We start from the raw sequence: 20925 nt of genomic DNA, 5'->3' as shown, positions 1-20925 counted from the left end.
AAGGCGCCAAGACCTACGGCTGGATCGAGGCCCTCAACGAACTGGCAGAGGCCTATCCAGGTCGCATCAGGTAAAACGACCAAGACCAGCAGCAAGATCAGCTTTACACACTACGAGTTACAAGCTCGCGCTGGCCCAACTTTTGGGATAGCCGAGCTCGGTCCTGTAGGAGGCCGGCGGCAACGGGGCGAATGCAACGCCGTTACACGGTCACGGCGTTGACCTCCAGTCCCCTATGTGTCTCCGATTCATAGGGACTACATGTAGCTACGATTTGTCGTGACCCTTATGGCGTTCCGGCACCGCGCTTCACTGGCCGCGACTAGGTGAAATAACTCGCTGTATCCAGTAGCTGGCGATCTCGGCATTGACAGGTTTGCTGACGCTGATCAAGATGATCCCGTTTGGCTTGCTTTATGCGGGGTTTATACGGGCCGCTGGGCGCGGTGCCGCTGGTTGACGGGGTTTTCGGAGGATGTGGCGTGCGCCTTCAGCGTGCTCAAATCTGGCTTTTCGCGGTTCTTTCAGTCGTGTTGTTGGCGTCCAGTGTCGGTGTCATCACCGATCTGGTGTCGCCTTCCTCGCCTGAGTCCGCAGCTCAGGAGCAGTCCGTGGAGGGCAGGCCGATCCGCAGGGTCGCCGACGTCCACGGCGTGGAGGACGCTCCGCCGGTGGTGCGGCAGGCTTCGGCGCCGGTGTGGCCCAGCGCCGGAGCGGGCGAGGTCACCGTCGCCGCCCGTGCGGCCAAGGTACCCGGGCTGCCTGTCGCGGTGGCTCAGGCCGATGGGACCGGCTCCCCGGGCAAGGTACGGGTGGAGACGCTGGGCGCCGACGTGGCGAAGCGACTAGGTGGCGTCGCGCTGGGGGTGCGAGTGACGCGCGCCGATGGTGGAAGCACACCCGGCCGTGTGCGAGTGAGCTTGGATTACTCCGGGTTCGCCGGGGCGTTGCCCGCAGGGGCGGCGTCCCGGCTTGGCTTGATCGAGATGCCCGCCTGTCTGCTCGCGGTGCGGCCGGACGCGGCATGCGTCAAAGCGGCGGAGAAGTCACGCATTGTGCCGAGCGGCAATGACGCGGCTTCGCGGAGCCTGGTCGCCGATGTGGAGGCCACGTCGGGCACCTCGCCATCACAGGGGTCGGTGTACGTGATGGCCGCGACGGCGGCGGCCGCGGATCCGGGGTCAGGGACGGGGAACTTCGCCGCGACCGATCTGAAGGCGGCCGGGTCCTGGCAGGTGGGACTGTCGGGTGGCGGGTTCTCCTATTCCTACCCGATCCCGGTCCCTCCGCCCGTGGCCGGGAAGGCGCCCCAGTTGGCGCTGTCGTACTCCTCCTCGGCGATCGACGGGTTGACCAACTACACCAACAACCAGGCGTCCGTGGCGGGTATGGGATGGGATGTCTCAACGGGTTTCGTCGAACGTCGTTTCCGAGCCTGCTCCGACGATGTGGCCGAGACCAGCAAGAACCCCGACCAGGTCAACTGGAAGCACCAGTGCTGGGAGTCCCCCGATGAGAACGACGGGGACTCGGCCACCACGGACTACTCCACCTCGCACCTGGTGCTGTCGGTGGACGGCAAGTCCTCCGCGATCGTCAAGGACCGCACCAGCGGCACCTGGAAAACCGTAGAGGACTACGGCTGGAAGGTCGCCTATGTACTGGACACCCAGGCCGGGCTGTCGTCCTGGGTGGTGACCACCGTCGACGGCACGACCTACCGGTTCGGTGCCCGCCGGGACTCCAACTGGCAGACCGCCTATGTGGGTGACGATCCGGGGGAGCCGTGCAACTCCAGCTACTCCAAGACCAGCACGCCGGGGCTGTGCAACGCCACCTGGCGGTGGAACCTGGACCAGGAGACCGACCCCAACGGCAACGTGGCCGACTACACCTACACCCGCGAGGAGAACTGGTACTGCAAGACCGTCGGCGCCCTGTGCCAGCCCAGCGACTTCTGGGACGCCCGCGCCAACCGCGTGGCCTACGACCGTGGCGGTTACCTGACGGAAGTGTCCTACGGCCGTAACACCAAGGTGGCCGGCTCGACGCATACCGCCAAGGTGGTCTTCAACACCGTCGACCGCGGTACTCCGCCCTCCTCGGGCGAACCGTGGGACAACGACACCCCCACCGACCTGAACTGCCCCTCCGGGCCTCCCGACGTCCTGCAACCGTGTGACACCCCCGGGCCGGCGTTCTACATCTCCAAGCGGCTGAACAACGTGACCACCTCGGTGTACAACCCGGCCACCAGCGGGTGGGACCAGGTGTACCGGCTGGAGGCCGGCTACAAATGGGTCTACACCCAGACCCTGCAAGGCCTGCCCCCTGCCGGGCCGGTGCTGTGGCTGGACACCCTGCGCCCGGTCGGCCTGGCCGGTGACGGCCCCGACATCGCCCTGCCACCGGTCGACTTCGAGGCCACCCTGCTGGACAACCGCGCCGACTACGACGGAGGCTCCAAGGCCCGGCTGCGCATGCCGCGCATCTCCTCGGTGTACAACGGGCTCGGCGGGCGCACCGACGTCTTCTACGGTCAGGCCAACCCCTGCCCCTCCCCGTCCGGATACCCCACCACCGGGTGGGACACCAATGCCCGGGACTGCTACCTGGCCACACTGGGCACCTACTACGACTCCAACGGCATCGCCCGCACCAGCCGCGCGGTCTACATGAAGTGGCTGGTCACCCAGACCGTCGACCACGACCTGGTCGGCGGCTCACCCGACATGCCGACCCGCTACGAATACCTCGGCACCCCGGCCTGGGCACGCGCCTTCAACTACCTGCGCGCCACCACCATCAACGGCGTGGTCTGCTCCCCACCGGTCACCGGCTACTGCAAGGTGCTCACCGAAGACTGGGACGAGTTCCGCGGCTACCAGACCGTCCGCACCATCAAGGGCGCCGGCACCAGCCCCGACGACTACAGCGTCACCACCACCGCCTTCTACCGCGGCATGTACGACGACCCCCGCACCGACGGAACCACCAAGAACAGCCAGGTCACCGACTTCGAAGGCAACACCTACAACGACCGCCGCGTCCTGGCCGGACGCACCCTGCAAGAACAGACCTGGCGCGCCACCACCATCAACGGCTCGGCCCCGGCGGCAGCCTCCGGCGCACAAGCCCTCCCGGCTACCGGGACGCAGGCCCTGCCGGTGGCGTCCGGTCTCCAGCCGAGACCCCTTGCGGCGGGCGGGGACCCGGATACACGACCGATGACCGCGCCGAGCGGTGCCCATGTCATCACCGCTGCGCTGACCCCAGCTCGCACCCTGCTCCGCGGCCTGCGCGACCTGTTCAATGCGGGGAATCTGCCCGCTCAGAAGGCGGTATTCGCCTGCACATACCCCGCGTGGCAGCAGTTCACGCCCTACGTGAAGGGGAACCGGGTCACCTACAAGAACCACCACTGGGAAGCCCTGGACGCCAACGTGTGGGCCGAGCCAGACCAGACACCCAGCGTCTGGAAAGACCTCGGCAACTGCAGCACCACCACCACCCCGACGCCAACACCCACGGTGACCCCGACCGTCAAGCCGACGGTCACCCCCACGCCCACGCCCACCCCGACTCCCACGCCTCCCAGCGGCCCGGGCCTGGGCGGCTACGTCGAGATCGGCTCCACCCGGTACGAGTACACCACCGTCTCCACCGGCGACGGCCCCGGCATCTACGACCCCCTGCTCATCAACACCACCCGCCAGGTCACCCGCGAAGCCGTCACCAGCGGCTTCCGCTACACCGACCAGCGCACCACCTACGACACCTACGGCCTGCCCACCAAGGTCAACGACTACGGCAACACCGCCGACGCCAGCGACAACACGTGCACTACCAAGACCTATGCCCGAAACCTCAGCAAATGGCTGCTCGACTACCCGGCAACGGTCGAACGTAGGGCTGGAGATGCCTGCACTAGTGGCACCATTCTCGGCCGCACCGTGACCCTGTACGACGGCGCTACCAGCCCCTCCAGCACCCCTACATACGGCAACGAGACCCAGAATCGCGTTTATAGCAGCGGCACGGAGTACGCGACCACCGGTGCCGGATACGACGGCTACGGTCGGATCACTTCCACCATTGATGTGGCGAACAAAAGCACCAAGGTTGACTACACCCCGTCGACTGGGTGGCCGGTGAACGGCGTGGTCACGACCAACCCGCTAGGCCACACCATGACCAGTTGGTTGTCGCCTCACCATGGCCAGCCAACCCAAACGCGAGACGCCAACGGTAACGAAACCCTATTCGAGTACGACGCTTTGGGTCGTACCACTACGTTGTGGACGCCCCAGCAGCCCAAGAGCGGCGGCACCGCCGCAGCCAGCGTCGGCTACACCATTCCCTTCGATGGGAACCTTGGCCAGCCCACCGCCGCATTGAAGACCACAATGAAAAGACTGCGGTCCGGCTCAGGCAGCACGGCCGTCTGGGTCTCCCAGTACGCCTACATCGACGGGCTTGGTCGAGCTCGTGAGCAGCAGTCGACCTCCCCGGCAGGCGGACGCATCGTCACCGCCGTCGCCTACGATCCCCGAGGCCTCACAAGCAGCGTCTCCCAGCCTGTACACAACGCCGGCGGTGCGGGCACCGGGCTACTCAACCCCTCTTTCTCCAGCGTGCCCCAGTGGTCCAAGACCGTGTATGACGGCGCCGAACGGGCGATCGCACAGATGGTGTACAGCAGTGCGACTGAGCTGCGCCGAACCAGCACTGCGCACTTCGGTGATCGGTATGAGGTGCAACCGCCTGTCGGTGGCAAGAGCACGTACTGGACCGATACTGATGACCGGGTAGTGAAGATTGAAGAATGGTCCGACGCCACCACCCATAAGGACACCTCCTACACCTACGACGTCGACGGTCATATCACCAAGATGGTGGACGCGGGCGGCAACGTCCGCAGCTTCACCTATGACCTCCTCGGTCGTCGAATCACCTCACATGACCCTGACGCCGGGGAGGGCGAGGAACACTACGACGCGGCTGGTCGACTGAGCTGGACCAAGGACGGCAATGGCCAAAAGCTTGCCTACAGCTACGACGACCTGGGCCGCAAGACCGCATTGTGGGCCGGAGACGTTGACACCGGAACCAAACTGACTTCTTGGACCTACGACACCCTGGCCAAGGGCAAACTGACTTCCTCAACCCGCTACGTCAATGGCAACGCCTACATCGACCGCGTCACCGGATACGACACTATGGGTCGGCCTACCGGATCGACCCTCACCATCCCCGCCTCTGAAGACCTTCTCGCCGGCGACTACACCTTCACCACTGCCTACAACGCCGCTGGCGACCTGGCCGAGGTCGGGATGCCGGCCGCTGGCGGACTGCCCGCCGAAAAGGTCACCTCGACCTATAACGATCTCGGGCTCGCCAAAGGGCTGACCTCCGACTACGGCAGCGGCTTCAGCTATGTCAAGGACACTCGGTACACCCCCACCGCCCAGCTGGCCGAACGGTCCTACGGAGCCGCAGGTGCCATCAAACGCGCGTTGACCTGGGATACCTCCACTGGTTGGTTGTCGAAGATAACCACTACGACCAAGGCTGATACCAGCACCCCTCAGATCGCACAAGACGACCATCTCTTCTACGACGTCTCAGGCCAGATCACCAGAGTCCTGGACGCAGCCTCCACCATTTCGGGCGGCAGCCAGGGCCAGTCGGAATGCTTCTTCTACGACGGGCTGCACCGACTCTCGGACGCCTGGACCACCACCTCCTCCTGCACGGCAGGCATCGCCGGTGCTGACGGCCTAGGCGTCGACCCCTACAAGCAGCAGTACGAATACGATCCGGCCGGAAACCTCACCACCCTGACCGACAATGGCCAGACCTCTAGCTACCACTATCCGTCCCCCGGCGCCTCAGCGGTCCGGCCAAACGCGGTGAGCTCCATCGACCGGCCCAGCGGCGGAACCGACACGTACACCTACGACAACGCCGGTCAACTCATCGCACGAACGGTCGCGGGCGCTCCAGCCACCTTTACCTGGAACGAGCTCGGCCAATTGAGCAAGGCCACCATCGATGGCCAGGACACCTCGATGGTCTACGACGCCGACGGAGAACGCCTCATCCGCCGCGACCCTAGCGGCAAGGTCACCCTTTACCTTGGGTCTATGGACGTCCTCCTGGAGGCGGGAAAACTCACCGGTAAGCGTTACTACACCGCCCCAGATGGTTCCACCGTAGCAATGCGGACCGGAGAAACAGGCGTGAAGTGGCTGGCATCGGGACTCCACGGCAGCCAGCAGTTAGCCATCGATGACGCTACCGGCCAATTCAATAGGGAACGCTACCTTCCCTATGGCAAGCGCCGCGGCACCGATGACTTGCCCTTCACCGACCACGGCTTTCTCGGCAAGGTTGAAGACGACTCGACTGGCCTAGACTATCTCTCCGCACGCTACTATGACCCCGCCATTGCCAGATTTGTCTCCATTGACCCACTGCTGGACCTAACCAAATCTCAGTGGGCAAACCCCTACAGCTACGCCGCCGACAATCCAATCGGCCTGTCGGATGCAACCGGTCTTCGTCCCGAGCCAGACAACGGTAACGCTGGCGCATGTAGCAAACCCAATAGCCTGGCATGTGCCAAATACAGAGAAGCGCTTGCTCTGAGTCATACAGACAGCTGGCAGAAGCAACTTCTCGACGCGCTGCTGGCACTGGGAAAGATCGCCGCTGACGAACTCGGTATCACCGCAGGGATCAACTGCTTGACTAAGGGAGATCTGAGTGCCTGTGGTGAAACGGCTCTCAATATCCTCGGCTCTCTCGCTGGTGGCCTAGTCGCAAAACTAGGTGCCAAATACGCCATGCCCTGGAAGTGGAAAAAGGGTATCGCGCTCGCCAAGGCCATCTGGAAGCACGCTGATGAGGCGATCAGCGCTTTCAAGGGATGGATGAAAGCGAAAGACGAATTGAAGGTTGCACAACGAGTTTTAGGGCGACTTGCGAAGGCGGCATGCAGCAGCTTTGTGCCTGGCACAGAAGTTCTCATGGCCGACGGATCGCGCAAGGCGATCGAAGACGTCAAAGTGGGCGACAAAGTCCTTGCTACGGACCCACAGTCTGGCGAGACGGCGCCAGAGCCAGTGGTTGCTACCATCGGTAGCATAGGGACCAAGGACTTGGTCGAAGTCACGGTCCACGCAGGCGGTCATGCCGAGGGCTCGGCCAGCGTAATCATCTCAACCGACAGACATCCTTTTTGGGTGAACGACCAGGGTCGCTGGCTGAACGCAAGCGACTTGCAGCCTGGCATGCATCTACGCACCTCAAGCGGTCACACGCTTGAAGTAACCAGCGTCCGACAGTACCGTCGGACCAGTCAGCAGGTTCACAATCTAACTATCGACAAGATTCACACCTACCATGTTGCGGTAGCCGGGATCGACGTTCTCGTACATAACGCGATCCCCTGTGCGGATGCCTTGCAGAAGGCATTTGAAACTGCCAATACAGAACAGAAGCTTGAGCATGTAATTGATCCAGCCAAGCACGGCTTCAAGGACCTGACGGATAAGTATGGCCGCTCGGGGTTGATGCGAAAAATTGTCGACAGCCTCGCAGATGTCGATGACTTGCCCGAATCCGGCGTTTTCGAGGTAACCAGAGTGATAGCCGGGGTGAGGGTAACGATTCGCGGGGCAATGGTCAGAGGGGTACCGCGAATCGGTACCGCATTCCGCCCTGGGATGCACAGATAATCTCCTAGAGCCGAGCTTCAATAGAGGGGGCGTCCAGTGATTGCCGGAGAACGGCAGCTGACAAAACAGGAATGTGATGTTCTTGAGCATCTCCTATCGCTCGAATTTTCGGGAGCAAGGGAGTTGCGTCGCCAGCTGCAAGATGCATGGGTAACAGGATCGTGGTCTTCGGATAACCAATCGCCCAGTATCAACATCAAAGTCGCAGATCATCTGCCGGCGGCGCCGATTCCCGACGATATTGTGCCAGTGCGCGCAATCGTCAAATCCGAGGACGGCGAGCCTGCGGGAGAACTTATATTGTGGCTGACGGATGGAAAGATATCCGCACTTGAATATGCGTGGGTAACCGATTGTATGCCTTCGGGGCTGCCGGACGTCAACTCGATCGAATTGTCGGCGTCGCGATGATGTTAACAATCAGAATTCGAGGAGGGTACCGTCACGGTGCTGGCTGGGGTGCGTCCTCGAAGCGGCACCAGGCGTCGTACTTGGCCACGATGGCCTGGCAGATGGTCGAGGCCGTCGATTTAGACAAGGCGGCATCGAGGCCGAGAGCATCAGCCAGGGTACCTTCAACTCCATGTGTCGACAGGCTGCGCACGAAGGCGGCGATTGCCAGGGCCTCCAGGGCGTTGGTACGGGTCGCGCCGACGCCGAACAAACGTGAGGCGAACTTCTCGGTGGTGCGGTGCGGTCTGGGCCAGGCGATAGTGACCGGCCTAATTTGACCGTGGTCGGGAAGTGCCCGTTGTGGTGCCGGGGTCGTACGACGTGCGCCTCGTCGCTGGTGGCGACGTTGGCACGCTGATTGCGGGTGCGGCCGAGGAAAAGCGCCAACCTCGGCTTCGATTGCGGTCTGGATGATCAGGCGGGCACCGAGACGGGTGACGTCCTCGATGACCTTGACCAGGTCACGGCCTTCGGTGAACAGGGCGTCGATCTCGGCGCTGATGGCCTGGCGGGCTGTAGTGTGCATGCCACGAGCGTAGGTCCTTGCGTTGTGCGAACTTTGGTCGGTTCAGCACGGCAAACTACGCTCGTTCACTTTTACACCGCATCTCGGACGCGACCGCTGGCGCTGTTCCGCTGGAGCGTGTGAGCGATTGACGTCAGCGTGCTGGAGCCAGTGAAGGCAGTCTTACGCCTGCGCTTGATCACCGCCCGCACTGGTCAGCGCCGACGAACCACTTGGGCGAGCTTGGCCACGGCCACCATCACCGTGGTGCCCTTATCGATCGCCGCGATGTCCTCTTCGTCGAAGATCTCTCGCTTGACCGCGTCCCACTCGTGAAAGTCGCTCACCTACCGTCTCCCTTCGCTCGGCTGTATGGTCGTCACCTCGTACCTGGGGAGCTTCGGCTCGGGCGGGGTCCTCTCCGAGGCTTCGCCCCTGTGGCCTCCGGCCAACTGCAGGCGGGGCCGGCCCGGCACACTGGCCCGCGTCGATTGCCATTGCTCGCTGCTCGACGGGACTGACAGCGGCATGCGTCAGCGCGCTGTGGGGTCTCTGGCCTTATGGTCTGGTGGCGAGGAGCACCGGACGATGGCTATGTCGCACCAGAGGGTCACGTTCGGACCGTGATGGCTTGTGCCCCATTCCTTGGCCAGTGCGCTGATGATCTGCAGTCCTCGTCCGCCCTCGGCCTCCGGTTCGTCGCGTACGCGGGGTGCGTTGGTCGAGGACCCCTCGTCGGTGACCTCGATGCGAATCGCCGTGTCCGACCACCGGATGGTCAACGTGACCGTGCCACCGACCTCTCCCGAACGCGAGTGCCTGAGCGAGTTGGTGACCAACTCGCTCACCGCGAGGACCGCGTCATCCACCGCCGGATGATCCTCCCCGAGCAGATCCTGCGTGAACTGCCGTGCCCGCCGCACCGAGGTCCTCGTCCCCACCAGGTTGACCGTCGCCGCCCGTCCGTCCGCCGCCATGTCGCTCCTCTCTCTGAGTAATCGAATGATTACTTGAAGCAGAAGGTGCGGCATGGAAACTGCAAGAATTGCAGCTCCAACTTCTCCGCTGATCTGCTCCTCCCGGTCGAGGTCGGTGCGCGAGACTGTCGCCAGGTCGGAAGGAGTGATGGAGTAGTGGCTCAAGGGCCAAGCGTTCGGCGACGCAGGTTGGCGGGTGAGCTGCGGGTCCTCCGCGAGCGCGCCGGCCTGACCGGCGATCAGGTGGCCGAGGTCGTCGGTTGGTCGGCGTCGAAGCTGAGCCGCATGGAGACCGCCCGCGTCGGTGCACGAGCGAAAGACCTGCTGATGCTGTTCGACCTGTACCAGGTGCCCGAAAGCAGGCGGGAGGCATTGCTGACCCTCGCGCGTACCGATCACCGGCGGGGTTGGTGGGACATGTACGACTCGATCCCCACCGAGTACGCCAACTACATCAGCCTCGAGGTGGCGGCCAGCGAGATCAAGCGCTACGACCTGCTTCTGATCCACGGTCTGTTGCAGTCCGAGGCATACGCCCGCGCCGTCATCCGTTCGGGGTTGATGTCTCTCGCCCCGGCCCAGGAAGTCGATCGTCGGGTGGAGATTCGGTTGACCCGCCAGGAGACGCTACGTCGGCCGGATCCGCTGAAGTTGTGGGTGGTCATGGACGAAGCGGCTCTGAGACGCGTCGTCGGCGGGTCTGAGGTCATGCGCGAGCAGTGCAAGCATCTCGTGGAACAGGGCGAGCGGCCCAACGTGACGATTCAGGTGCTGCCGAACCGTGCCGGTGCGCATCCGGGTGTGGTGGGCGCGTTCTCGATCATGGAATTCCCCGGCAAGCATGATCCTGCTGTCGTCTACGTCGAGACCATGGCAAGTAGCCTGTACATCGAGGATGATACGGATGTGCACCGATATGGCTTGGTCTTCGACCAACTGCGCGCCATGGCGCTCGGTCCAGATGAATCCCTCGAAATGATCGGGCACATCGCCGGGCAGCTCTAGTCGACAAGACAAGGGGACTCGCGTGTCGCGAACAGCAGAACCGATCATCACTCGAGACTGGCGAAAGAGCAGCTTCAGTGAGGGCGCGAATGGGTGCGTCGAACTCGCCCTCGCGCGGGTACCGGAAGAGGCTGCGCTGTGGAACGAAGAGGGAGGCGAACTTCGCCTTGTGCGCGACTCGAAGAACACGGCGGGGCCGGTGATCGCCTTCAGACCTAGTGTCTGGAGGGCATTCGTCGGCGGCATAAAGGATGGCTGGGCCGATCAGGCGGGGTAGGCCCGCGACCTTCACCCGGCGCTTGCCTCTATGGACACTCCCCCCGACTCCGTTCGAAAGGCGCTATGGTTCACCGCGCAGGTGACAGGCTCGTGTTACCCGAGATTGCGGCCCTTCTGTGTTATCTGACAGCGGTGGGCGTGCTCACCTGGATGACCATGGTAGGTCTGCTGGGGGACTCCCTATACGGATTTGTGCTGATGTTGCTGATGGCCTTCCCCGTGTCGATCGCCACCCTGCTCATCGGAATTCCCCTGACCCCCATCGTGGAGGCGCAGTCGTACGACGTCAGGCAGGTCGTCTACTACGTGCAGCTGGCATTACCAGGTGTGATGCTCGCCGTCATTCTGTTCATGCTGCTCAAGAGCGCGCGTAATCGGGTCGTGGGCCGTGGTCTCACGTGGTTCGCCACCGCATGCGTCCTGATGTCCGGAGCGTTGCTCGTGCTCGACGACTGGGAACCGCGTCGTCCGTACGGCTGGCCGCTGCTGGTCTGCGGCCTCGGAATGGCGGCCGGTCTCCTCGCGGGGCGTCGCGTTGCCTTGTCCCCAGGCGCCAAGAAAGAGTGACTATTCGCCGTCGCCGTCGCCGTCCACAGTCTGACACGGCGGAGGTCCAGAGGACTGCTCTACCTGTGCGTGACTCCAAGAACCCCAAGGGCCCTCGCTCGCTGCTCGGCGGGGCCGAGTGGCGCGCGTTCCTGGACGGCATCAAGGACGGCGGACCGCGGTAGCTCGATGGTCTTCGCCACCACGCCCGGCGGCGCTCCGGCTCAGGCCATGTCCTCGTCGGGGCTGGGCCTCTGTGCTGCCGGGCTTACCTCATCGTGGTCGGCGGACCGTCGCCGAAGCCAAGGCGACCCGCTTGACAGGGCCAGCGGTACGACTACTATAGGTGATGCATGGCCCACTCGGGGTCATGAAGTGAAGCCGGGTTAACCTCCGCAGGTGGTGGCCCGGCTTTCGCGTTTCAGGTGTCAGATCGGCTCGCATCCCACGTATGTCAAGATTTCTCCGAGCCCCCGGCTCGAGGGATCTTCATTCAATGCGAGCAGTCTGGCTGTGCAACTGACGACGATATCCGCCAACCACAATGCCGGCTCGACGGCGAAAGCCGCGTGCCTGTAAGTGAAGCGTGGCGGTCGTCCGGCTACTCCGCCGAGAACCTTGCGGTCATGTCGATCTTGGTTCTGCTCGCGTTGGGCCAGAGTCAGGTCGCGCACCTGGCCGGGAAGGTCTTGCACAAGCCACGTCAGAGCGCGGGCCCGTGCGGCCTCCTTGCGTTTCGGTCGCTCGAAACGGCAGCCGTACACCCGGGCCGAGATCGACATGGAGGTGATCTCCTTGATCAGGGCGGCGCGTGTCGGCTCATCCTCCATCGACCAATGGGGCGGGCGAGCCGCCGGGACGAGCACTGCCAACCGGCTTCTGATGTCGGTCGTAGTGCGCGGATCAATTATCACGAGTCCGATCACGTACAGTCGCGCGTCCGTGTGGATCGATTCGTCGATGTAGCCGGCGAGGCCCGAGGGGAGGGGATGCACCACACCATCATCGCGTAACTCGGCGAGGTTGAATGACTACTCTTCGCGGTTGTGAAGATCGCACCATCTGGCGGCTCCACCGCCCCAGTGCAACCCGCTTCGTGACCTACCTCGGCGATCAAGCCTCCGATGTGGTCGTGGCGCGGGCAACCCGGTTCGGAGGTCGATGCGTCATCACGGAGGACGGGACGGATGAGGTGGCCCCTGGGTGACGTGGTCGGGGGGCGACGGGTGGGAGGATGCGGGTGGCCGATCGGGCGTTGTATGAGGATTTCGTGGTGGCGAGGTCCGACCGGCTGTTACGCACGGCCTACTTGCTGACCCGCGACTGGGGCGTGGCGGAGGACCTGCTGCAGGAGTCCCTGGCCAAGGCGTGGTTCGCCTGGCCGGGGGTGGAGGAGCCCGAGGCGTACGTGCGCCGGGTGCTGGTCACCACCTACACCTCGTGGTGGCGCAGGCGGTGGCGGCGGGAGGTGCCCCGTGACGACTTTCCCGACATGCCCGCACCGGAGGGGTCCGGCGATCTCGCCGAGCGCGAGGCGCTCTGGCGGGCCGTGGGACGGCTGCCCACCCGGCAGCGTGCCGTGGTGGTGCTGCGCTTCTACGAGGACCTGCCGGTGGCCGAGGTGGCGCGGCTGATGGACTGCGAAACCGGCACCGTCAAGAGCCAGACGGCCAAGGCGCTGGCCAAGCTGCGCGTGGACGACTCGGTCGTGAAGGAGTTGTACCGATGACCGTACAAGATCTGCGGGACGTCCTGCGCTCCCATGGTGAAGGCCCCGCCCCCGCCAACCCCGTCCGGAACGAGCAGGTCCGGGCGCGCATCCGCACGATACGACGGCGCAGACGCGCGGTTGCCGCGGGCGCGGCGTTGAGCGCGGTCGCGGTGCTGAGCCTGGCCTTCCTGCCGGGGCGTGCCCAGCCGGGTCCCGACGCGGTGGCGGTCGCCCCGTCGCCGGGCCGGACGTCCACGCAGGGGGCCGGGCCCGCGCAGCGACCGGATCCGCTGCCCGAGGCGTTCACCGCCGCCGACGGCGCCGAGTACCGGCGCCTGGGCGCGGCTGCCGTCGCGGCCGGCGGCTCCAGGAAGGCCACCGTGACGGTGCCGGTCACGGGCGGGCCGCTGGACGTCGCGGCGGTCTGCTCCGGGGGCGTCCGATCAAGTATGGGGGTGCGGATCCGTATCGGCGGCAAGCCGGTGTCCGCGGCCCCCTGGGACCTCCTGCCGTGCGGGAAGGGCAGGCTTTTGGCGCCGCTGACCGTGCCCGCGGGCGCCGGCGAGCGGATCAGGGTCTCCTTCGAGCTGGTCGACCGGCTGAGGGGCTGCGTCGCGGCGAAGGGCTCCTGTGTGCCGCCGGAGAACGGGAAGGTCGCCTTCTCCCTGGCCGTGTACGAGTGGGCGCCACCCGAGCGGCCGATCGAGCCGCCGGCGCCGCGGGCCCTGCCCGAGCTCCGGGGCTACCGGCTGGCCGACTCCCGGACGGGCACCTGGCCGCGGGACAGGTCACTGGCGTTCGACGTGCTCGGCGATGGAAAACCGGTCGCCATCGACCAGATCTGCACCGGGGACGTGGCCCCACGGCTGTGGTTCACGATCAAGGTGAACGACCGCCTCGCCTCGCGGGGCACGTGCGCCGTGTGGACGAGCGGGCCCATCCCCCTGGCGCTGGCCGATCTTGAGGTACCGAAGGGCAGGAAGGTGACCATCTCCGTGAAGCTCAGTATGTCGCCCGAGGCGCCGAACCGTCCGGTCCGCTGGTCGGTCGGCCTCTGGCGCCGCCGGTAGATCGTCGAGAGTCACGGACGTGCGGCGCCGGAGGTCATTCGATGACCGGATCGTCCAGTACGTGGGGGAGGACGCGGGCCTGGAAGGCGTCGGGGTCGGGGCTGGACAGGCCGGCCATGGTCACCAGCGCCTTCCACAGCGCCCATCCGCGTGCGCGTCTCCAGGCGTCGTCGGACAGGCCGGCCGCCCCGCGGAAGATCTTCCGCTCGTCGCCGGTGAAGTACGTCCACGCCATGACGAGGTCACACGCGGGATCGCCGGCCCCGCAGGTGCCGAAGTCGATGACCGCCGACAGCCTCCCGCCGGTGGTGAGCAGGTTGCCGGCGGCCACGTCGCCGTGGAACCAGACGGGTGGGTGCGGCCAGGCCGAGGTCAGCGCGCTCGTCCAGACGGCCTCACAGGCGGTCACGTCGACCACTCCCTTGAGCCGGTCCAGGGCGTGCTCGACCTGGTCGCCGTAGGCGCTGGGGTGACAGCCCCGGAAGTAGGAGTGCCGCCCGGCCGCCGGCCCGTGGTCCGCCGGGACGCGTCGCAGCGCGGTCAGGAAGCCTCCGAGGTCCCGTGCCAGCTCGGACCGGTCGAGGTCGGTGGCCGCCTCGACGGTGCCTCCGGGCAGCCATTGCCGTACCGACCAGGGGAACGGATATCCGGCCGCCGGACGTCCCGCCGCGACCACCGCAGGCACGGGCAGGGGCAGATGCGCGGCCAGGACGGGCAGGCAGCGGTTCTCCTTCTCCACGGCGGCGACGTAGCCTTCGGCGCTGGGCAGGCGCACGGCCAGCCGGTCACCGAGCCGGAAGGTCCGGTTGTCCCAGCCCTGGCGGGCCACCGGCTCGACCGGCAGGTCGCTCCACTCGGGAAACTGGTCGGAGACCAGGGCGCGTACGAGGTCGGCGGTTATGTCGATCACGGTCAGACCTGGTGCCGTTTCTGTACGACGACGATGGTGCGTCCGGGAACGGGATGAGAGGGATCCGGGCGCCGCTGGACAGGCAGCCTATGCCGGGGAGCAAGGCGGACGATATTGATTTATGGCAGGTCCGGTCAGTTCATGTGGTGTGGCCGGGCTCAGCAGTGTTGGCCGTTGGCGTAGTCGATGGTCGGGAAGTAGGTCACGTTCTGGCAGAAGTAGCTCCCGGACGGGATGGTGATGGTGCCGTAGGTGCCGGTGCCCGACCCGGTGCAGCCGCCGGCGGTGATGTAGTAGCCCAGCAGGTCGGACAGGAGGAACCGGTTGCCGCTCGTGCAGGTGTAGTTGGCGTCCATGGCCATGGCGGGCGCGGCGGTGAGGGCACTCGCGAGCACGGCGGTGGCGCAGACGGCGGCCATGCGCGTGACCAGAGCATTCATCAGGCGCTCCTTCCGGGGGGGGTACGGACGCGTGCATCCTTACCCGAGGTGCCTTGCCCTGATCTGGTCGGAGGTGTCCAGATGCGGTCAGCTCCCGGACGCGGCACGGCGGTGGTTCGACGGCGGTGGTTCGAGGGCGGCGGCCCCGACGGCGAGGGCGCGGCCTACCGGGCCGGTGACCTCCTGAGCTCGCGACCCATGGGCCCCGTGACTGCCGGGCCCGCAACTCCACCGGCCGGGTTCACAGAGGGGTTCCGCGTCCAGCCTGGGAGCCGTCAGTGTTCGGCGGTGGGGGTGTAGGTGGTGGCGTAGTAGTCGCAGAGGTCGGTGAGGGGGCAGGTTTCGCAGCGGGGGCGGCGGGACTGGCAGATGGTGCGGCCGTGGACGATCAGGGCGATGTGGAGTTCGTGCCGGATCTCCGGAGGGACGCGGGGGGCCAGGAGCCGGTGGGCCTTCTCGGCGGTGGTGCCGGGCGGGATCCAGCCGAGCCGGCCGGTCACGCGGTGGACGTGGGTGTCGACGGGGAAGGCGGGGCGTCCCATCGAGAAGACCAGCACGCAGGCGGCCGTCTTCGGGCCGACGCCGGGCAGTGAGGTGAGGTAGGACTCGACGGCCTGGTCGTCGAGGCCGTCCAGGCGGCCGAGGTCGATGCGGCCCTCCCGTTCCTCGATGACCGCCAGGATGTGCTGGATGCGCCGGGCCTTCTGGTCGGCGATGCCGCCGCACCTGATCGCGTCGGCCACCTCGTCGACGGGGGCGTCGGCGGCCTGCTCCCAGCTCGGGAAGCGGGTCTTCAACGTGGCGAACGCCCGCTCGGAGTTGCGGTCGGAGGTGGCCTGCGAGAGCACGGTGGCCACCACCTGGTCGACGACGGGTAGCGCCTTGCCCGGGACGAAGGGCCCCTGCCGGGCGCGCAGCCGGCGGAGCACCTCTTCGATGGTCTCGCGATCGGCCTCGGTCATCTCCCGCCTTCCTCCTCTGCCGTCATCTGCTGCACTGATCGTCTGCCGTTACCCGCTGCCCTGATCATGACGACACATGTGGTGAGTGGTGGCGTGATAGTCGGATCGTCCAGGTGGTTCGCCGGTTCGACCATTCCTGTGACCTCCGACCTGGGCTCATAGTTACCTCACCTGAACGGACGCACCTCGGTGAAGTCCAGGAAGTCAGGTCGATCGTTCCCCTTGGAGGCCCGATGGCGCAACGGACCCGACCGGCGGCGGCGACGCCTCCGCGACCGTCGGCCCGCTGGGCGCGAGGTGAACACCGTCCCGCCGGGGCCGTCGGATCGTCTATCTGGTACCTGTGAAAGCCCATGTTACGTGCGGTGACGTGATCGACAGCGTCATCGATATGTGGCGGTGATCCGCCACGGCAGAGAGTCGGACGGCATCGTGATGGAGAACCTCGTGACCGACGAAGTACGTCCCGGCCCCGCGACGGGTCCGGGTGCGGTGAGCGCCTGGGTCCGTGCCACGGACACGGGGGTGCGTCTGACCGTCGCGTGCGACGGCGAGGTGGTCCTTGACGGGATCCCGCTGGGGTTCTCGCTGGACGGCGTCGAGTTCGGCCTCAACCCCGAACCGGCGGGCGTCGTGGAGCGCACGGTCCGCGACCGGTTCCGCGCCCGCTCGGGCAAGGCGGTGGGCGAGCACCACTACGAGCACCGCGAGACCGTCCGCACCTTCCGCGAGGCCGGCGTCGAGTGGCAGGTCATCCTGCGGACCGGGCCCGACGGCGTGGCCGTCCGCTACGCGCTGCCCGCCCTGGACGGCACCGCCCTGCTGACCGGCGACCGCACCGCCGTCACGCTGCCGGCCGAGGCGAGGAGCTGGGTGCTGGACTACCAGACCTGGTACGAGACGCCCCGGTTCGGAGCCGGCACCGCTGAACTGCCGAGCGGTGCTTACGGGTTCCCTTTCCTGACCCGGCTCGACGCCACCAGGCATGTGCTGGTCACCGAGTCCGGCATCGACGGCCGGTTCTCCGGCGCGCACGCCGAGGTGGGCGAACCCGGGGCGGCCGGCGGGCGGACGCTGCGCTTCGCGCCGGCCGACGAGGCCGTCGAGGTCACCCGAGGCCTGGTGACGCCGTGGCGGGTCTTCCTGGTGGGGACGCTGTCCCGGCTGGTGTCCTCGCTGTTCGTGGACGAGCTGGCGCCGCCCGCCGCGCCCGAGCTGGAGGAGGCCACGTGGGTGCGGCCGGGCCGCGCGGCCTGGTCGTGGTGGTCGGACTTCTACTCCGGCGCGCAGGTGGAGAAACAGAAGCACTTCGTCGACGTCGCCGCGAGCCTCGGCTGGGAGCACCTGCTGATCGACTGCGGGTGGGAGGAGACCTGGGTCCCCGAGATCGTCGCCTACGCGAGCCGCCGGGGCGTCCAGGTGCACCTGTGGACCATCTGGCGTGACCTCAACAGCCCCGAGGACCTGCGCAAACTCGCGCTCTGGCGGTCGTGGGGCGTCGCCGGCATCAAGGTCGACTTCATGGAGTCTGAGTCCAAGGACCGCTACCGCTGGTACGACACGATCCTCGCCGAGACCGCCCGCCTGGGCCTGATGGTCAACTTCCACGGCTCGGTCATCCCGCGCGGCTGGGGACGCGCGTTCCCCCAGGTGATCGGGTACGAGGCGATCCGCGGCGCCGAGTACTACGTGTTCTTCGAGAACCAGGCGCTCACCGCCGCGCACAACGTGATCCAGCCGTTCACCCGCAACGTCGTCGGCGGCATGGACGCCACCCCGGTCGCCTTCGGCGCGGCGAACCGCACGACGAGCGACGGCCACGAACTCGGGCTCTCGGTGGCGTTCGAGTGCGGGATCACGCACTTCGCCGACCATGTCGACGCCTACACGGCCCGGCCGCTGGCGGCCCGCTTCCTGGCGGAGCTCGCGCCGTGGTGGGAGGAGACGGTGCTGCTGACCGGTGACCCCGACGAGCACGCGGTCGTCGCCCGCCGGTCCGGCGACCGCTGGTTCGTGGGTGGCATCGCCACGGGCGGGGCGCGCGCCCTGCACGTGCCGTTCGACCTGATCGGGGTGGGGGCGGACGCCCAGGTGTGGGTGGTCGGCGACGCCTCGCCCGCGACCGGCGAGGTGCCGGCCACCGGGCTGGCGGAGACCACCACGACCGCGGGCGACGGCATCGACGTGGAGGTCGCCCGCGACGGCGGCTTCGTCGCCATCGTCGCCCCGGCCGGAACCCCGCTGTTCCGGGCCGTGCCGCGCCCCGTGCAGTCCCAGCCCGCCGTGCACCCGGCCGTCGCCGAGGTCGGCCCGGACGGGACCGCGACGATCACGACCGAGGCGGGCGCCCGGATGCGCCTTCCGGCCGGCTGGACGGCCCACCGTGACGGTGAGGACGGTCGGACGGCCCACCGTGACGGCGCGGAAGGGTGGGTGGTGCGCCCCGATCGTTCGCTGGCGCCCGGGCGGCTCGGGGTCGTGACGGTGGAACGCGACGGCGACGGCGGCGTTCCGGTCGTCGCACACGCGCGGGTCGTGCGCCCGCTGACGCCCGGCGACCACGCGCTGTCCGACCTGCCGATGATCGCCTTCGTCAACGACGACGGCCCCGTCGAACGCGACCAGTCCAACGGCGCGGGCAACCCCGGAGACGGGCGGCCCATGCGCGTGGCCGGCGAGGGCTTCGCGCGCGGCCTGGGCACGGCGCCGTACTCCGAGGCGCGCTTCCACCTCGGCGGGCACGCCGATGCCTTCACCGGCGCCGTCGGCGTGGACGACGAGTCGACCGGCGTCGCCCGGGTCGGCGTCCTCGGCGACGGCCGCGAGCTGTTCACCGCCGTCGTCGAGGCGGGCAAGCCCGTCACGGCGTTCACCGTGGACGTCCGGGGCGTCCAGACCCTTTGCCTGCGCAGCGAGACGGCGACGCCGGACGACACCGGTGTCCACGTCGACTGGGTCGACACGACCCTGCGCGTCGCATCCACCAGCCGATGAAACCGCGCCGGTCACGACGACCGGGGCACAGCACGATCAGAGGAACACCATGAAACGCAAGTGGATGGCCGCCGCGGCGATGGCCGCGGCGGCGACGGTCCTGACCGCCTGTTCGGGCGGGTCCGGCGGCGCGTCGACCTCGTCATCGACGGAGAAGGTCACGCTGACCTACGCCAACTGGAGCGAGGACCAGTCGCCCGCGATGAAGCAGATCGCGGCCGAGTTCGAGAAGGCCAACCCCACCATCACCGTCAAGATCCAGACGCTGCCGTGGACGGAGTACTGGTCGACGCTCCAGGTCGGCGCCGCGGGCGGCACCGCGCCGGACGCGTTCTGGATGCTCGCCGACCACTTCCGCGAGTACGCCAAGGGCGGCCAGCTCCTCGACCTGTCCGGCACGGTGAAGTCGGCCGGCATCGACATGAGCGTCTACCCCAAGGCCGTCTCGGACTCCTACACCCTGGACGGCAAGGTCTTCGCGCTGCCCAAGGACTTCGACACCAACGGCATCTGGTACAACAAGGCGCTGTTCGACGCGGCCAAGGTCGCCCACCCCGACGACACCTGGACCTGGCAGGACGTGCAGGACGCCGCCAAGAAGCTCACCGACAAGGCCAAGGGGGTGTGGGGCATCGCGGCGCCGATCGACGCGCAGGGCGGCTTCTACAACACGATGCTGCAGGCCGGCGCGCAGATCGTCAATCCGGAGGGCACCGCCTCGGACTTCGCGAGCCCGGCCGGCGTCGCGGGCCTGAAGTTCTGGGCCGACCTGCAGGCGGCGGGCGTGTCGCCGACCCTGCAGCAGCTCTCGGACACCGAGGCCGTCTCGATGTTCGAGAACCAGAAGGTCGCCATGTACTTCTCCGGCGCGTACTGGGCCTTCCGCCTGCACAACAACCCCGACCTGAAGGGCAAGGTCGACGTCGCGCCGCTGCCGCAGGGCGTCAAGCGCGCCACCGTCACCAGCGGCATCGGCAACGCCGGGTACGCGGGGTCCAAGCACCCCGAGGAGCTGAAGAAGTTCCTGGCCTTCCTCGGCGGCACCAAGGCGGCCGAGATCCAGGCGGCCACCGGGACGGTGCTTCCCGCCTACAAGGGCACCCAGCAGCCGTGGCTCGACGCGATGCCGGAGTTCAACCTGAAGGTCTTCATCGACGCCATCGACTACAGCGTCCCGCTGCCGGTCGCCGGCAACGCCTCGGAGTGGCAGGGCCTGGCCGCGCAGTACCTGACTCCCGCGTGGAACGGCGACAAGCCGGTGCAGCAGGCGGCCAAGGAGTACCAGGACGCCGTGGACAAGGTGCTCGCGAAGCAATGACGTCCGTCAAGAC

The 20925-nt window shown here is 66.7% G+C and carries 17 protein-coding genes; 10 read left to right on the top strand and 7 right to left on the bottom strand.

Annotation, left to right across the window (positions count from 1 at the left end; all coding sequences use genetic code 11):
* Positions 1 to 482: 482 nt before the first annotated feature.
* A complete protein-coding gene (locus ACFQSB_RS29285; protein ID WP_380830105.1) occupies positions 483 to 7742 on the top strand; it encodes a polymorphic toxin-type HINT domain-containing protein in 7260 nt (2419 codons plus the stop codon).
* A gap of 36 nt (positions 7743 to 7778) precedes the next feature.
* Positions 7779 to 8153, top strand: a complete 375-nt coding sequence (locus ACFQSB_RS29280) for a hypothetical protein (protein ID WP_380830104.1) — start codon at positions 7779 to 7781, stop codon at positions 8151 to 8153.
* 31 nt (positions 8154 to 8184) lie between these two features.
* On the opposite strand, the gene ACFQSB_RS29275 is transcribed toward ACFQSB_RS29280, so the two are convergent.
* The 3 genes from ACFQSB_RS29275 to ACFQSB_RS29265 all read right to left on the bottom strand — a co-directional run bounded on the left by ACFQSB_RS29275 (position 8185) and on the right by ACFQSB_RS29265 (position 9842).
* A complete protein-coding gene (locus ACFQSB_RS29275; protein WP_380830103.1) occupies positions 8185 to 8721 on the bottom strand; it encodes a transposase in 537 nt (178 codons plus the stop codon).
* A gap of 194 nt (positions 8722 to 8915) precedes the next feature.
* Positions 8916 to 9047, bottom strand: coding sequence for a hypothetical protein (locus ACFQSB_RS29270; RefSeq protein ID WP_380830102.1), 132 nt, complete (start codon positions 9045 to 9047; stop codon positions 8916 to 8918).
* A 186-nt stretch (positions 9048 to 9233) separates the two neighbouring features.
* Complete coding sequence (locus tag ACFQSB_RS29265) at positions 9234 to 9842, bottom strand: ATP-binding protein (RefSeq protein ID WP_380830101.1); 609 nt, start codon at positions 9840 to 9842, stop codon at positions 9234 to 9236.
* Positions 9843 to 9866: 24 nt separating this feature from the next.
* Between ACFQSB_RS29265 and ACFQSB_RS29260 the strand changes: the two genes are divergently transcribed.
* The 4 genes from ACFQSB_RS29260 (at position 9867) to ACFQSB_RS29245 (ending at position 11692) form a co-directional block, all read left to right on the top strand.
* Complete coding sequence (locus ACFQSB_RS29260) at positions 9867 to 10682, top strand: helix-turn-helix domain-containing protein (RefSeq protein ID WP_380830100.1); 816 nt, start codon at positions 9867 to 9869, stop codon at positions 10680 to 10682.
* Positions 10683 to 10704: 22 nt separating this feature from the next.
* Positions 10705 to 10959 (top strand): DUF397 domain-containing protein, encoded by a 255-nt coding sequence (locus tag ACFQSB_RS29255; protein WP_380830099.1) that lies wholly within the window; start codon positions 10705 to 10707, stop codon positions 10957 to 10959.
* A gap of 134 nt (positions 10960 to 11093) precedes the next feature.
* Positions 11094 to 11528, top strand: coding sequence for a hypothetical protein (locus ACFQSB_RS29250; protein WP_380830098.1), 435 nt, complete (start codon positions 11094 to 11096; stop codon positions 11526 to 11528).
* The gene (locus tag ACFQSB_RS29245; RefSeq protein ID WP_380830097.1) at positions 11525 to 11692 is read left to right on the top strand and encodes a DUF397 domain-containing protein; all 168 of its coding nucleotides are present in this window, start codon (positions 11525 to 11527) and stop codon (positions 11690 to 11692) included. Before ACFQSB_RS29250 ends, ACFQSB_RS29245 begins: the two co-directional genes overlap by 4 nt.
* Positions 11693 to 11935: 243 nt before the next feature.
* Here the strand turns inward: ACFQSB_RS29245 and ACFQSB_RS29240 are convergent, their stop codons facing one another.
* Positions 11936 to 12502 carry a hypothetical protein gene (locus ACFQSB_RS29240; RefSeq protein ID WP_380830096.1) on the bottom strand — a complete coding sequence of 189 codons (567 nt, stop codon included), beginning with the start codon at positions 12500 to 12502 and terminating at the stop codon, positions 11936 to 11938.
* Between the two features lie 239 nt (positions 12503 to 12741).
* On the opposite strand from ACFQSB_RS29240, the gene ACFQSB_RS29235 reads away from it, so the two are divergent.
* Both ACFQSB_RS29235 and ACFQSB_RS29230 read left to right on the top strand, forming a co-directional pair.
* Positions 12742 to 13236: a SigE family RNA polymerase sigma factor gene (locus ACFQSB_RS29235; RefSeq protein ID WP_380830095.1), complete on the top strand. Its 495-nt coding sequence runs from the start codon at positions 12742 to 12744 to the stop codon at positions 13234 to 13236.
* Positions 13233 to 14288, top strand: a complete 1056-nt coding sequence (locus ACFQSB_RS29230) for a hypothetical protein (RefSeq protein ID WP_380830094.1) — start codon at positions 13233 to 13235, stop codon at positions 14286 to 14288. The genes ACFQSB_RS29235 and ACFQSB_RS29230 overlap by 4 nt, the downstream gene beginning before the upstream one ends.
* A 34-nt stretch (positions 14289 to 14322) precedes the next feature.
* On the opposite strand, the gene ACFQSB_RS29225 is transcribed toward ACFQSB_RS29230, so the two are convergent.
* The 3 genes from ACFQSB_RS29225 to ACFQSB_RS29215 form a co-directional block, all read right to left on the bottom strand.
* The gene (locus ACFQSB_RS29225) at positions 14323 to 15198 is read right to left on the bottom strand and encodes an aminoglycoside phosphotransferase family protein (RefSeq protein ID WP_380830093.1); all 876 of its coding nucleotides are present in this window, start codon (positions 15196 to 15198) and stop codon (positions 14323 to 14325) included.
* A gap of 158 nt (positions 15199 to 15356) precedes the next feature.
* Complete coding sequence (locus ACFQSB_RS29220) at positions 15357 to 15638, bottom strand: hypothetical protein (RefSeq protein WP_380830092.1); 282 nt, start codon at positions 15636 to 15638, stop codon at positions 15357 to 15359.
* 275 nt (positions 15639 to 15913) lie between these two features.
* The gene (locus ACFQSB_RS29215) at positions 15914 to 16600 is read right to left on the bottom strand and encodes an endonuclease III domain-containing protein (RefSeq protein ID WP_380830091.1); all 687 of its coding nucleotides are present in this window, start codon (positions 16598 to 16600) and stop codon (positions 15914 to 15916) included.
* A 447-nt stretch (positions 16601 to 17047) separates the two neighbouring features.
* Here ACFQSB_RS29215 and ACFQSB_RS29210 point away from each other — a divergent pair, with 447 nt between their 5' ends.
* Both ACFQSB_RS29210 and ACFQSB_RS29205 read left to right on the top strand, forming a co-directional pair.
* Complete coding sequence (locus ACFQSB_RS29210) at positions 17048 to 19594, top strand: glycoside hydrolase family 97 catalytic domain-containing protein (RefSeq protein WP_380830090.1); 2547 nt, start codon at positions 17048 to 17050, stop codon at positions 19592 to 19594.
* Between the two features lie 49 nt (positions 19595 to 19643).
* Entirely contained in the window at positions 19644 to 20912 is a 1269-nt protein-coding gene (locus ACFQSB_RS29205; protein ID WP_354836772.1) for an ABC transporter substrate-binding protein, read from the top strand.
* Positions 20913 to 20925: the final 13 nt, after the last annotated feature.

Origin of the sequence: Sphaerisporangium rhizosphaerae, assembly GCF_042665155.1 — a bacterium.
GTDB lineage: Bacteria > Actinomycetota > Actinomycetes > Streptosporangiales > Streptosporangiaceae > Sphaerisporangium > Sphaerisporangium rhizosphaerae.
Note: the sequence above shows the minus strand (reverse complement) of the source record. Positions and strands in the feature narration are given on the sequence as shown.